At 63.8% G+C, this 13,171-nt stretch carries 9 protein-coding genes and 4 tRNA genes; 1 reads left to right on the forward strand and 12 read right to left on the reverse strand.

Translation table 11 applies throughout. The features are described 5' to 3' along the window. Positions 1-9 precede the first annotated feature (9 nt). From rpoB to FHT38_RS20510, 12 genes are all read right to left on the reverse strand, one after another. Positions 10-4,131 carry a DNA-directed RNA polymerase subunit beta gene (gene rpoB / locus FHT38_RS20455; protein ID WP_091728114.1) on the reverse strand — a complete coding sequence of 1,374 codons (4,122 nt, stop codon included), beginning with the start codon at positions 4,129-4,131 and terminating at the stop codon, positions 10-12. Between the two features lie 379 nt (positions 4,132-4,510). After that, positions 4,511-4,891, reverse strand: a complete 381-nt coding sequence (gene rplL, locus FHT38_RS20460; RefSeq protein ID WP_091728117.1) for a 50S ribosomal protein L7/L12 — start codon at positions 4,889-4,891, stop codon at positions 4,511-4,513. 49 nt (positions 4,892-4,940) lie between these two features. Further along, positions 4,941-5,468 (reverse strand): 50S ribosomal protein L10, encoded by a 528-nt coding sequence (gene rplJ, locus FHT38_RS20465; protein WP_091728120.1) that lies wholly within the window; start codon positions 5,466-5,468, stop codon positions 4,941-4,943. Between the two features lie 288 nt (positions 5,469-5,756). Continuing rightward, positions 5,757-6,464 (reverse strand): 50S ribosomal protein L1, encoded by a 708-nt coding sequence (rplA, locus tag FHT38_RS20470; protein ID WP_091728122.1) that lies wholly within the window; start codon positions 6,462-6,464, stop codon positions 5,757-5,759. A gap of 1 nt (position 6,465) precedes the next feature. Continuing rightward, positions 6,466-6,897: a 50S ribosomal protein L11 gene (gene rplK / locus FHT38_RS20475; RefSeq protein ID WP_091728125.1), complete on the reverse strand. Its 432-nt coding sequence runs from the start codon at positions 6,895-6,897 to the stop codon at positions 6,466-6,468. 218 nt (positions 6,898-7,115) lie between these two features. After that, positions 7,116-7,700 carry a transcription termination/antitermination protein NusG gene (gene nusG / locus FHT38_RS20480; RefSeq protein ID WP_091731642.1) on the reverse strand — a complete coding sequence of 195 codons (585 nt, stop codon included), beginning with the start codon at positions 7,698-7,700 and terminating at the stop codon, positions 7,116-7,118. 22 nt (positions 7,701-7,722) lie between these two features. Beyond that, entirely contained in the window at positions 7,723-8,106 is a 384-nt protein-coding gene (gene secE, locus FHT38_RS20485) for a preprotein translocase subunit SecE (protein ID WP_091728126.1), read from the reverse strand. A 147-nt stretch (positions 8,107-8,253) separates the two neighbouring features. Then, positions 8,254-8,329 (reverse strand) — tRNA-Trp (locus tag FHT38_RS20490). 17 nt (positions 8,330-8,346) lie between these two features. Then, the gene (gene tuf / locus FHT38_RS20495) at positions 8,347-9,537 is read right to left on the reverse strand and encodes an elongation factor Tu (RefSeq protein WP_091728089.1); all 1,191 of its coding nucleotides are present in this window, start codon (positions 9,535-9,537) and stop codon (positions 8,347-8,349) included. A 43-nt stretch (positions 9,538-9,580) separates the two neighbouring features. Further along, a tRNA-Thr gene (locus FHT38_RS20500) sits at positions 9,581-9,655 on the reverse strand. 71 nt (positions 9,656-9,726) lie between these two features. Beyond that, positions 9,727-9,800, reverse strand: a tRNA-Gly gene (locus FHT38_RS20505). A gap of 82 nt (positions 9,801-9,882) precedes the next feature. Further along, positions 9,883-9,968, reverse strand: a tRNA-Tyr gene (locus FHT38_RS20510). 496 nt (positions 9,969-10,464) lie between these two features. Between FHT38_RS20510 and FHT38_RS20515 the strand changes: the two genes are divergently transcribed. Further along, positions 10,465-13,104 carry a TonB-dependent receptor gene (locus tag FHT38_RS20515; protein WP_183493046.1) on the forward strand — a complete coding sequence of 880 codons (2,640 nt, stop codon included), beginning with the start codon at positions 10,465-10,467 and terminating at the stop codon, positions 13,102-13,104. The last annotated feature ends 67 nt before the right edge of the window (positions 13,105-13,171 follow it).

Here is a 13,171-nt window from a genome sequence, read left to right on the forward strand (position 1 = left end):
CTGTTCTCTTTAGTTGCGCTCGAGCTCGATGTCGATGCCCAGCGAACGGATTTCCTTCACCAGCACATTGAACGACTCGGGCATGCCGGCTTCGATCGAGTGCTCGCCCTTGACGATGGACTCGTACACCTTGGTCCGGCCATTCACGTCGTCGGACTTCACCGTCAGCATTTCCTGCAGGATGTACGAAGCGCCGTAGGCTTCCAGCGCCCACACTTCCATCTCGCCGAAACGCTGGCCGCCGAACTGCGCCTTGCCGCCCAGCGGCTGCTGGGTGACGAGCGAGTACGGGCCGGTCGAACGGGCGTGCATCTTGTCGTCCACCAGGTGGTGCAGCTTCAGCACGTGCATGTAGCCGATCGTGGTCGGGCGCTCGAACTGCTCGCCGGTGCGGCCGTCATACAGGAAGGCCTGCGTGCGGCTGGGCGTGAGGCCCTTCTTCGCGGCGATGTCGTCCGGATAGGCCAGCTTCAGCATCGCGCGGATTTCCTGTTCCTTCGCGCCGTCGAAGACGGGGGTCGCGAAGGTGGCGCCGTGCTGCAGGTTGCGGGCCATGCCCAGCACTTCCTCATCGCTCAGCTGCGACAGGTCCTCGGACTTGCCGCCGTTCTGGTTGAACAGCTGGTCCATGAACTCACGCAGTTCGGCCACGCGGGCCTCGCGCTGGAGCATGTCGCCGATGCGTTGGCCAATGCCCTTGCCGGCCCAGCCCAGGTGGACTTCCAGCACCTGACCCACGTTCATCCGCGACGGGACGCCCAGCGGGTTCAGCACGATGTCGGCAGGCGTGCCGTCGGCCATGTAGGGCATGTCCTCGATCGGGGTGATCTTGGACACGACACCCTTGTTGCCGTGACGGCCGGCCATCTTGTCGCCAGGCTGCAGGCGGCGCTTGACGGCCAGGTACACCTTGACCATCTTCAGCACGCCGGCGGGCAGCTCGTCGCCCTGCGTCAGCTTCTTGCGCTTCTCGTCGTAGGCGAGGTCGAAGCTGTGACGGGTCTGCTCCAGCGAGTTCTTGATCGATTCCAGCTGGTTGGCGATGTCGTCCTCGGCGGGACGAATGTCGAACCAGTGGAACTTCTCGACCTCGGCCAGGTAGTCCTTGGCGATGACGGTGCCCTTGGCGATCTTCTTCGGACCGCCGTTGGCGACCTTGCCCACCAGCAGCTTCTCGACGCGGTCGAACGCGTCGGCTTCCACGATGCGCAGCTGGTCGTTCAGGTCCAGGCGGAAGCGCTTCAGCTCGTCGTCGATGATCTGCTGGGCGCGCTTGTCGCGCTGGATGCCTTCACGGGTGAACACCTGCACGTCGATGACGGTGCCGTTGGTGCCCTGGTCCACGCGCAGCGACGTGTCCTTCACGTCCGAGGCCTTCTCGCCGAAGATCGCACGCAGCAGCTTCTCTTCCGGCGTCAGCGTGGTCTCGCCCTTGGGCGTGACCTTGCCGACCAGCACGTCGCCCGGGTTCACCTCGGCACCGATGTACACGATGCCGGATTCGTCCAGACGCGCCAGTTGCTGTTCGCTCAGGTTCGGGATGTCGCGGGTGATTTCCTCGGAGCCCAGCTTCGTGTCACGCGCCATGACCACCAGTTCCTCGATGTGGATCGAGGTGTAGCGGTCTTCGGCCACCACGCGTTCGGAGATCAGGATCGAGTCTTCGAAGTTGTAGCCGTTCCACGGCATGAACGCGACCAGCATGTTCTGGCCCAAAGCCAGTTCGCCCAGGTCGGTCGAGGCGCCGTCGGCAATGATGTCTTCCGCGGCGACGCGGTCGCCACGCTTGACGATGGGGCGCTGATGGATGTTGGTGTTCTGGTTGCTACGCTGATACTTGATCAGGTTGTAGATGTCGACACCGACTTCACCGGCCACGGTCTCGTCGTCGTTCACGCGGATCACGATGCGGTTCGTGTCGACGTAATCGACCACGCCGCCGCGGCGCGCTGCCACCACCGTGCCCGAGTCCTTCGCGGCCACGCGCTCGACGCCCGTGCCCACGAAAGCCTTTTCCGGACGCAGGGTCGGAACGGCCTGACGCTGCATGTTGGCGCCCATCAGCGCGCGGTTCGCGTCGTCGTGCTCGAGGAACGGCACCAGCGAGGCCGCCACCGACACGATCTGCGTCGGCGCCACGTCCATGTACTGGATGCGTTCGGGCGAGGTCAGCACCGATTCGCCGTTCTCACGCGCGGAGACCAGCTCGTCGACCAGTTGACCGGCATCGTTCAGCGACGCGTTCGCCTGGGCGATCACGTACTTGCCTTCCTCGATGGCGGACAGGTAGTCGATCTGGTCGGTGACCTTCGAGTCGACCACGCGGCGGTACGGCGTCTCCAGGAAGCCGTACTCGTTCAGGCGCGCATACAGCGCCAGCGAGTTGATCAGACCGATGTTCGGGCCTTCCGGCGTTTCGATCGGGCAGACGCGGCCGTAGTGGGTCGGGTGCACGTCGCGGACTTCGAAGCCGGCGCGCTCGCGGGTCAGACCGCCCGGGCCCAGGGCCGAGACACGACGCTTGTGCGTGATCTCGGACAGCGGGTTGGTCTGGTCCATGAACTGCGACAGCTGCGACGCACCGAAGAACTCCTTCAGCGCCGCGGAGATCGGCTTGGAGTTGATCAGGTCGTGCGGCATCAGGGCTTCGGTCTCGGCCTGGCCCAGACGTTCCTTGACGGCCTTCTCGATACGGGCCAGACCCGAGCGGTACTGGTTCTCGGCCAGCTCGCCGACGCAGCGCACGCGGCGGTTGCCCAGGTGGTCGATGTCATCGACCTCGCCACGGCCATTGCGCAGCTCGACCAGGATCTTGACGACGTCCAGGATGTCTTCGTTCGACAGGGTCATCGCACCGGTCGGGATGTCGCGGCCCACGCGGGCGTTGAACTTCATCCGGCCGACGCGCGACAGGTCGTACGTGTCGTCGCTGTAGAACAGGCGGTTGAACAGGGCCTCGACGGCGTCTTCCGTCGGCGGCTCGCCGGGGCGCATCATGCGATAGATCGCCACGCGCGCGGCCAGCTGGTCGGCGGTCTCGTCCGACGCCAGCGTCTGGCTGATGTACGCGCCTTCATCCAGCTCGTTCGTGAACAGGCACTGGATGTCCTTGATGCCGGCGCCGCGCAGCTTCTTCAGCAGCGAGTCGGTCAGCTCGTCATTGGCCTTGGCGATGATCTCGCCGGTGTCCGGGTCGACCATGTTCTTCGCCAGGACGCGGCCCAGCAGGAAGTCTTCCGGCACGGTCACGTGCTGCGTGCCGGACTGCTCCAGCTGGCGCACGTGGCGGGCGGTGATGCGCTTGTCCTTCTCGACCAGCACGTTGCCGCTCTTGTCGGTGATGTCGAAGCGCGCGACTTCCCCCTTCAGGCGTTCGGCCACGAACTCCATCTGGGCGCCCGAGTCCATCAGGCGGAAATTGTCGAAGACGAAGAAGTGCGCCAGGATCTGCTCGGGATTCAGGCCGATGGCCTTGAGCAGGATCGTGACCGGCATCTTGCGGCGGCGGTCGACGCGGAAGTACAGGATGTCCTTCGGGTCGAACTCGAAGTCCAGCCACGAGCCGCGATACGGAATGATGCGGGCCGAGAACAGCAGCTTGCCGGACGAGTGGGTCTTGCCCTTGTCGTGCTCGAAGAACACGCCGGGCGAGCGGTGCAGCTGCGAGACGATGACGCGCTCGGTGCCGTTGATGATGAACGAGCCGTAGTCGGTCATGAGCGGCACTTCGCCCATGTAGACCTCTTGCTCCTTGATCTCCTTGACCGTCTTGGGCTGGGGGCTTTCCCGGTCGTAGATGATCATCTGCAGCTTCGCGCGCACGGCGGCGGCGAAGGTCAGGCCGCGCTGCTGGCATTCGCGAACGTCGAACGGCGGCTTGGCGATGTTGAATTCGAGGAACTTCATTTCCACGAACCCGTTGTGCGACACGATCGGGAACGTGGACAGGAATGCCGCTTGCAGGCCTTCCGGTTTGCGCTTCAGGGGAGCGACATCCTTCTGCAGGAAGTCGACATACGACTCCTTCTGCATCGTCAGCAGGTACGGAACGTTGAGCACGCTCACGCGCTTGCCGAAGCTCTTGCGGATGCGCTTGCGCTCGGTGTAGCTGTAGGGGGTTGCTTGCGCCATAAAGACTCCGTGTCGAGCGCGCCCCTGGCCTGGAGGCGCGCTGCGTCGGCGACTGGCTGTTCGGGCGTTGCACCCGAAGCTTGGTGGTTGGCCACTACCAACCGCTGGCGGACAACCCCGGCCACCGGACGGCACGGAGGGCGTTGCACCCCACGCGTGACGCACGGCCAAACCGCGGCCCGACCAAACCGTTCTCTGCAGTCGGATCAGAGAACACTCGAAAGAACCGTGCATGATACCGCACGATGCTTTCGATTGCTCTTTGTCAACCGGAACCGCACAGGGACAAACCCTGAAACGAGGAAAGGGGAGGTCCCATGGGACCACCCCTCTCGCGGATTGGAATCCGGTGAACGAGTCACCGGATCCCCACAAGGTCTTACTTGAGTTCGACCTTGGCGCCGGCTTCTTCCAGCTTCTTCTTGGCAGCTTCGGCGTCGGCCTTGGCAATGCCTTCCTTGACGGGCTTCGGAGCGCCGTCGACCAGGTCCTTGGCTTCCTTCAGGCCCAGGCCGGTGATTTCGCGAACGGCCTTGATGACCGAGACCTTGTTGGCGCCGGCGTCCGTCAGGACGACGTTGAACTCGGTCTTTTCTTCAGCGGCGGCAGCGCCACCAGCGGCAGCGCCGCCAGCAGCCGGAGCGGCCATCGAAGCGGCGGACACGCCGAACTTCTCTTCAATCGCCTTGACCAGGTCGTTCAGTTCCAGAACGGTCATGCTGTCCAGAGCAGCCAGGAAAGCGTCTTTGTCGAATGCCATGATAGGTTCCTAAATACAGAGTGTTTTGATTGCGCGAATGCAGCGTCGATCAGGCCGCGGCAGGAGCTTCTTCGGTAGCGGCTTCGGCGCCGCCACCCTTCTGCTGAGCCAGGGCAGCCAGCACGGCCGCGGTGCGTTGCACCGGCGACTTGAGCAGGCCGGCGATCTGCGACAGCAGGACTTCCTTGGTCGGGACAGCCGCCAGCGCCTTCACGCCGTTGACGTCCAGAGCCTTGCCGCCGTAGGCACCACCCTTGATGACGAGCTTGTCGTTGGTCTTGGCAAAGTCAGCGATGACTTTGGCAGCCGCGACAGCGTCTTCCGAAAAGCCGTAGATCAGCGGGCCGACCATGGCGTCCGTTGCAGCCTCGAACGAGGTGCCGGCGACAGCACGGCGAGCCAGGGTGTTCTTCAGGACATGAAGGTACACGCCTTGGGCACGCGCGGTGACGCGCAGCTTGTTCAGGGCTTCAACGGTGAGGCCACGGTACTCAGCCAGCGCCAGCGTCTGGGACTTGGCGGCTTGCGCTGCCACGTCGGACACGACGGCTGCTTTCTCGTTGCGATTGAGACTCAAGGTCTACTCCTCACATTACGCCCTCGATGCGAAGGAGGTCCATCGCGTCTCGGGCACCGGAATCAGCGACCTTCTGTCAGGAACCCATCGCGACGAATCGCGATTCGAATCCTTTCAGCGGGACCGCCATCTGCGCTGGCTGGAGGCCGGAGCCTCCGATTAAGCGAGCTCCCCGAACTGCGGGAACTCTCGCCAGCGGTCTTGGATGACCTGGCCGGGTTTCCCCGGCCAGCCCACCAATTCATCGGCGCACGCCAGACTCGCGTGACGCCTCAATTGAATGAAGCCTCAGGCGGCCGCTGCGGCGTTGATCGTGCCGACGTCCACGCGGGCGCCAACGCCCATCGTCGACGAGACAGCGATCTTGCGCAGGTAGATGCCCTTGCTCGAGGCCGGCTTGGCCTTGTTCAGGGCTTCGACCAGCGCGCGCAGGTTGCCTTCCAGCTTGTCGGTGTCGAACGAGCGACGGCCGATCGTGCCGTGGATGATGCCGGCCTTGTCGACGCGGAACTGGACCTGGCCAGCCTTGGCGTTCTTGACGGCGGTGGCGACGTCCGGGGTCACGGTGCCGACCTTCGGGTTCGGCATCAGGCCGCGCGGGCCCAGGATCTGACCCAGGGTACCGACGATGCGCATCGTGTCCGGCGAGGCGATCACGACGTCGAAGGGCATGTCGCCCGCCTTGACGCGCTCAGCCAGGTCTTCCATGCCGACGACGTCGGCGCCGGCGGCCTTGGCTTCTTCAGCCTTGGCGCCTTGGGCGAACACGGCGACGCGCTTGGTCTTGCCGATGCCGTTGGGCATCACGACGGCGCCACGGACCACCTGGTCCGACTTCTTCGCGTCGACGCCGAGTTGGATCGACACATCGATGGCTTCATCGAACTTGGCGGTGGCGCATTCCTTGACGAGGTTGATCGCCTCGGTCAGCGCGTACAGCTTGGTCGATTCGACCTTGCCCTGCAGGGCTTGTTGACGCTTGGTCAGCTTGGCCATGTCAGACACCCTCCACGATGATGCCCATCGAACGGGCGGAGCCGGCGATGGTACGGACAGCGGCATCCATGTCGGCGGCCGTCAGGTCCTTCTGCTTGGTCTTGGCGATCTCTTCCAGCTGGGCGCGGGTCAGCTTGCCGACCTTGTCCAGATGGGGGCGCTGCGAGCCCTTGTCGATCTTGGCAGCCTTCTTCAGCAGCACGGTCGCCGGGGGCGACTTGATGATGAAGGTGAAGCTCTTGTCCGCGAAGGCGGTGATCACGACGGGCAGCTTGAGGCCCGGCTCATAGCTCTGCGTCTGGGCGTTGAACGCCTTGCAGAATTCCATGATGTTCAGACCACGCTGACCCAGCGCGGGACCGACCGGAGGCGACGGGTTCGCCTTGCCAGCCGGGATTTGCAGCTTGATGTAGCCGACAATCTTCTTGGCCATGTTTTCTCCTGATGGCGACACGACGGCCACGCCGTTTCGCCTGAGTGCTAGCGCGAGGGACTGGTCCGGAGGACGTACCCTCGCTCCTCTTGTCCGCTTCTCGTTGCGGACTGGTCACGGAAGGTTGCGCCGGCTTTCGCCGTCGAGCACCTTCGGGCTCTTGTTCATTGGGCGGAATGACGAATGGCGGCCCGAGCCGCCATGCCATTCACCGCCGATCAGACCTTCTCGACCTGGGCGAAGTCCAGCTCGACGGGGGTCGCACGACCGAAGATCGTGACCGAGACGCGCAGCTTCGACTTGTCGTAGTTGACTTCCTCGATGCTGCCGTTGAAGTCGGTGAACGGGCCTTCCTTGACGCGGACGATCTCGCCGACGATCCATTCCACCTTCGGCTTGGGCTTGTCGACGCCCTCTTGCATCTGGTTGACGATCTTCATGACCTCGGCTTCCGAGATCGGCGCCGGGCGGTTCTTCGCGCCACCGACGAAACCGGTGACCTTGGACGTGTGCTTGACCAGATGCCAGCTGTCGTCGTCCATCACCATCTCGACCAGCACGTACCCGGGGAAGAAGCGACGCTCGGTCACGGCCTTCTTGCCGTTCTTCAGCTCGACGACTTCCTCGGTCGGCACCAGGATGCGACCGAACTTGTCCTGCATGCCGGCGCGGTCGATGCGCTCACGCAGGTTGCGCTCCACCGCCTTCTCCATGCCGGAATAGGCGTGCACGACATACCAGCGCTTGGCCGGGCCAGCGGGCGCGGTCGACTCGGTCGCAACGACGTTTTGATCTTCGCTCATCTTGGTCCCCATCCGTTCCCGCTCAGCGCTTCCAACCCAGGATCAGGTCGTACAGAACCCACTCCAGCGTCTTGTCGGTGAACCACAGGAAGAGCGCCATCACCACGACGAAGGCGAACACATACAACGTCATCTGGCCAGCTTCCTTGCGGGTCGGCCAGACCACCTTGCCCACTTCCTTGATCGAGTCCTGGCCATAGGCAATCAGCGACTTGCCGGACTCCGACGTGAAGAACGCCCCCACGGCCGCAGCCAACAACGCGAGCAGGGCACCCCACTGCACCCACGGACCTTGCTTGCTCAGCGCGTAGAAGGCGACGATCGCGGCCACCAGCAGCAGCACGGCGCCAGCCAGCTTGACCTTGTCGGCGCCCGTCGTGACGGTTTCGACTTGAGGATTGGACATTGAACTCACTTCCGTCGCAGCTCAGCGCCGCGACCATTTGTTCGCCTGGAACATTCCAGCAGAACCCACCAGCAGCAAAGCCCGCCGAGATGACTCCCGCGGGCTTGGCGCGACCACTAGGACCAACGTTCGCTTATCGCTGATCGTTGGCAGGGGCAGAGGGTCTCGAACCCCCAACCTTCGGTTTTGGAGACCGACGCTCTGCCAATTGAGCTATGCCCCTGTGGCCTTTGACTTGAATTACTCGATGATGGTGGCCACGACGCCCGAGCCGACGGTACGACCACCTTCACGGATGGCGAAGCGCAGACCTTCTTCCATGGCGATCGGGGCGATCAGCTTCACGGTGATGCTGACGTTGTCGCCCGGCATGACCATTTCCTTGTCCTTCGGCAGCTCCACGGCACCAGTCACGTCCGTCGTGCGGAAGTAGAACTGGGGACGGTAGTTGTTGAAGAACGGGGTGTGACGGCCGCCTTCTTCCTTGCTCAGCACGTAGATCTCAGCAGTGAAGTGCGTGTGCGGCTTGATCGTGCCCGGCTTGGCCAGCACTTGGCCGCGCTCGACGTCCTCGCGCTTGGTGCCGCGCAGCAGGATGCCCACGTTGTCGCCCGCCTGACCCTGGTCCAGCAGCTTGCGGAACATTTCCACGCCGGTGACGGTGGTCTTCTGCAGATCGCGGATGCCCACGATCTCGATTTCCTCGCCGACCTTGATGATGCCGCGCTCGACGCGACCAGTCACCACCGTGCCACGGCCCGAGATCGAGAACACGTCTTCCACCGGCAGCAGGAACGCACCGTCCACCGCGCGCTCAGGCGTGGGGATGTAGCTGTCCAGCGCGTCGGCCAGGCGCATGATCGCCTGCTCGCCCAGGTCGCCCTTGTCACCTTCCAGCGCCAGCTTGGCCGAACCCTTGATGATCGGGGTGTCGTCGCCCGGGAAGTCGTACTTGCTCAGCAGCTCGCGGACTTCCATTTCCACCAGCTCCAGCAGCTCGGCGTCGTCCACCATGTCGCACTTGTTCAGGAAGACGATGATGTACTTCACACCGACCTGACGCGCCAGCAGGATGTGCTCGCGGGTCTGGGGCATCGGGCCGTCAGCGGCCGAGCACACCAGGATCGCGCCGTCCATCTGCGCCGCGCCCGTGATCATGTTCTTCACATAGTCAGCGTGGCCCGGGCAGTCAACGTGCGCGTAGTGGCGGTTGGCCGTCTCGTACTCGACGTGCGCGGTGTTGATCGTGATGCCGCGGGCCTTTTCTTCCGGCGCCGCGTCGATCTGGTCGTAGGCCTTGGCTTCGCCGCCGAACTTGGCCGCCAGCACGGTCGCGATCGCGGCCGTCAGCGTCGTCTTGCCGTGGTCAACGTGACCAATCGTGCCCACGTTCACGTGCGGCTTGGTACGTTCAAACTTGCCTTTTGCCATCTTGCGCTCCTGGCGATCAGATCAAGAAACGAGAGAAGAGGGTTGGTGCCCATGACGCGGATCGAACGCGTGACCTCTCCCTTACCAAGGGAGTGCTCTACCACTGAGCCACATGGGCATCGACACAGGATTGATGACCTTATCAGCAAACCTGTGTCGATATCTCGACACGACACCTTCAACTTCCGATGGAGCGGGAAACGGGAATCGAACCCGTGTCATTAGCTTGGAAGGCTAAGGTTCTACCATTGAACTACTCCCGCCCGGGAGTTTTCCAATTCCAGCTGCTTGAACCGCGAAGCGGGTGACGATCACCCGCTTCGTTGCTCTTGCATCTGTTCGCCTTGGTGGAGGAGGCTGGATTCGAACCAGCGTACGCGTTAGCGGGCAGATTTACAGTCTGCTGCCTTTAACCACTCGGCCACCCCTCCGAGGCGAGCCCACGACTATAGCACCGTTCTTTTTTGGCGCAAATACTTTTTGGCCCGCGCCCCTCTGGCGTGCGATTGGCGCTCGCCGAGCCGAAAGACGCTTCACGGTCTCTCCACGCGGAATGTGATCGGGAGGTGCCACCAAAGCGTGGCAGCGCACAGCGCAACATCCAACCGGGCGGACCACAAGTAATACCAATTCAACGCCAACTGGTCTCATCCCCGAGGCCCCGCCCTCCCCGCAGCCCTCCTTGAGCGCGACACCCTCGACACCGCTGTCCATGCGGGTCGCGGCGATGCCACAGCAGGGAAAACACCGGCGTCAAACTGGTAGCAAAGTGGCGTTACCGCTCGTTATAGTGGCATGGCATTGGTTGCATTGAGGTGTATTCGGGGGCGCCAGCTGCATGCCACTCCGCCGATGGGTGTCGTGATTTCAGGTGCCGAGTCTTCATCAAAGGCCAACAACTCCAGGCCATTCGAGGAGCAGTTCATCATGAAGGTCAACAAGACCCCTATCGCAGCGGCGGTGACGCTGACGTTGCTGAGCGCGGCCTTCGCCGTGCAGGCGCAGGAACAGAAGAAGGACGACGGCACCCAGCTGGAACAGGTCGTGGTGACCGGCATCCGCGCGTCGCTGCAGTCGGCCGCCAACATCAAGAAGAACGCCAGCGCCGTTGTCGATGCCGTGAGCGCCGAGGACGTGGGCAAGCTCCCCGACTCCGACGTCGGCCAGGCCCTGGGCCGCATCCCCGGCATCTCGGTCGGCCGAGCGTTCGGCCAGGGCGCCTCGGTGTCGATCCGCGGCACCGACCCGCAGATGACGTACACCACGCTGAACGGCCAGACCGTCGCGTCCACCGGCTGGTATGACCAGATGGACATCGACCGCTCGTTCAACTATTCGCTGCTCCCCGCCGAAATGATCGGCGGCATGGAGGTCTACAAGTCCTCGCAGGCCAACCTGACCGAAGGCGGCATCGGCGGCACGGTGATCGTCAAGACCCGCAAGCCGCTGGACCTGAAGGCCAACACGGTCTTCGGCAGCGTGCGCTACGGCGACGGCACCATCAGCGACTCGGAGAAGGAAGCTTCCGGGCTGTACAGCTGGCGCAACGCAAGCCGCACCTTTGGCGCGCTGATCGCCGCCGGCCTGTCCAAGGGCGACTACATCCGCCGCGGCGTCGAAGCCGACAGCCGCTGGAACAGCGACGTGGCCCCGACCGCCTTCGTGCAGGAGCGCAAGCGCACCTCGCTCAACGTCGCCCTGCAGGCGCGCCCGGTCGAGGGCTTCGAAGTCGGCCTGAACCTGCTGAAGCTGAAGCTGGATGCCGACAGCTCCAACTCCAGCGACTACCTGATGCATGACCAGAATTGCGACCAGCGCAATACCGCGGTCAAGTCGGACTTCAACCCGAACGGCATGTGCCTGCACAGCACGACCACGGCCGCCAACCCGCTGCCGCACAAGTTCTTCCAGGTCTGGGCGCGCGGCGCCAGCATGGATTCGGAAAGCGCCGTGGCCGACGCCCACTACACCCTGGGCAGCGCCAAGTTCGACCTCGTCGTCGGCACGACCAAGGCGGACGGCGGCACCTCGGCCACCACCAACTACCAGACCGCCGCCTTCGACGGCGCCGCCGGCCCGTTCACCCGCCCGAACTGGCAGGGCACGATCGACGCCACCGGCAAGCAGATCAAGGTCAACCCGAGCAACGACCAGTCCTGGGGCGTCGGCTCCCTGCCGGCGCAGATGTCGCCGGAAACCTGGGCCACCTCCGCCGGTCCCAACAAGGACAAGGAAAAGTTTGGCCAGCTCGACGCCACCTTCGACCTGGACTGGGGCGTGATCAACGCCTTCAAGACCGGCGTGCGCTTTGCCGACCACACCTTCGAGAAGCGCAGCTACCGCCCAATCTGGAACACGACGATCACGCCGGTGGCCACCTCCGGGCTGTTCGACGGCTCGGTGAACGTCGGCGGATGGACGGTGCCGCGCGCCAACATCGGCGCGATGCTGGACAACACCAACCGGAACATCTCCGGCTGGGTCGAGGACCGCTCCGGCTATGGCGAGCTGAACGAGAAGAACCGCTCGGTCTACGGCATGTTCGAGTTCGAGACCAAGGGCATGCGCGGCAACTTCGGCGTGCGCTACGTCTCCACCAAGGCCACCAGCACCGGTTACCTGTTCGACGGCGTGACGCCGGCCGACCAGTACGCCGGTAACCAGAACTGGGCCAAGACCACCACGTCCACCAAGTCGACCTACAACGACGTGCTGCCCAGCATCAACCTGGCCTTCGACCTGAGAAGCGACCTGGTGCTGCGGGCGACCGCCTCGCAGGCCATCACGCGCCCGAACTTCGCCAACATGTTCGGCGTGACGGTGTCCGGCTACAACGACGACCGCAACGGCAACGAGACCTGGACCATCGGCAACATCGGCCTCAAGCCGATGAAGTCGAGCCAGGCTGACCTCGGCCTGGAGTACTACTACGGCCGCGGCAACATGATGTCCGCGACCTACTTCATCAAGGACATCTCCAACTTCGTCGTCGCCATCGCCACGCCGAACCAGAAGGTCGGCCTGGTCGATCCCAAGACCGGCGTCGACAACTGGACGGTGCAGAGCTTCCAGAACGCCGGCGGCGGCAAGATCCGCGGTATCGAACTGCAGGCCAACCACGCCTTCGGCAACGGCTTCGGCGCGCAGGGCAACTACACCTTCACCGAAGGCACGGCGCCGGCCAGCAGCTACCTGGACGGGCTGAGCCTGTTCACGCAGTCGTCCAAGCACAACGTGAACCTGGTCGGCTACTTCGAGAACGAGCAGTACTTCGCCCGCCTGGCCTACAACTGGCGCTCGAAGTACATGATCCGCGAAGGCGCGTTCTGGTACGGCAACCGCATGCACGATGCCTACGGCACGCTGGACGCCAGCGTGGGCTGGAACATCACCAAGAACCTGCGGCTGTCGTTCGAGGCGATCAACCTGACCAAGGAAGACGACGTCCAGTACGGCGCCGCCGCGGCCTCCAACACCGCCATCAAGGATCCGCTGCGCGCGGGCTTCCCGGCATGGAGCTTCAAGGGCGAGACCACCTACAAGCTGGGCGTGAGCGCCAAGTTCTGACCGACGCCACGGCGTCAGCTCGAAAGCCCGGCAGCCGCCGGGCTTTTTTCATTGCGCTGCGCGGCTG

The sequence above is a fragment of the Mitsuaria sp. BK041 genome, assembly GCF_014193085.1.
Classification (GTDB): Bacteria; Pseudomonadota; Gammaproteobacteria; order Burkholderiales; family Burkholderiaceae_C; genus Roseateles.

Bases quoted from the DNA above. Each gene is read 5' to 3' on its own strand.
- FHT38_RS20515 (WP_183493046.1), top strand. From the start codon at position 10,465: ATGAAGGTCAACAAGACCCCTATCGCAGCGGCGGTGACGCTGACGTTG.
- rpoB (WP_091728114.1), bottom strand. From the start codon at position 4,131: ATGGCGCAAGCAACCCCCTACAGCTACACCGAGCGCAAGCGCATCCGC.
- rplK (WP_091728125.1), bottom strand. From the start codon at position 6,897: ATGGCCAAGAAGATTGTCGGCTACATCAAGCTGCAAATCCCGGCTGGC.
- secE (WP_091728126.1), bottom strand. From the start codon at position 8,106: ATGTCCAATCCTCAAGTCGAAACCGTCACGACGGGCGCCGACAAGGTC.
- tuf (WP_091728089.1), bottom strand. From the start codon at position 9,537: ATGGCAAAAGGCAAGTTTGAACGTACCAAGCCGCACGTGAACGTGGGC.
- nusG (WP_091731642.1), bottom strand. From the start codon at position 7,700: ATGAGCGAAGATCAAAACGTCGTTGCGACCGAGTCGACCGCGCCCGCT.
- rplL (WP_091728117.1), bottom strand. From the start codon at position 4,891: ATGGCATTCGACAAAGACGCTTTCCTGGCTGCTCTGGACAGCATGACC.
- rplA (WP_091728122.1), bottom strand. From the start codon at position 6,464: ATGGCCAAGCTGACCAAGCGTCAACAAGCCCTGCAGGGCAAGGTCGAA.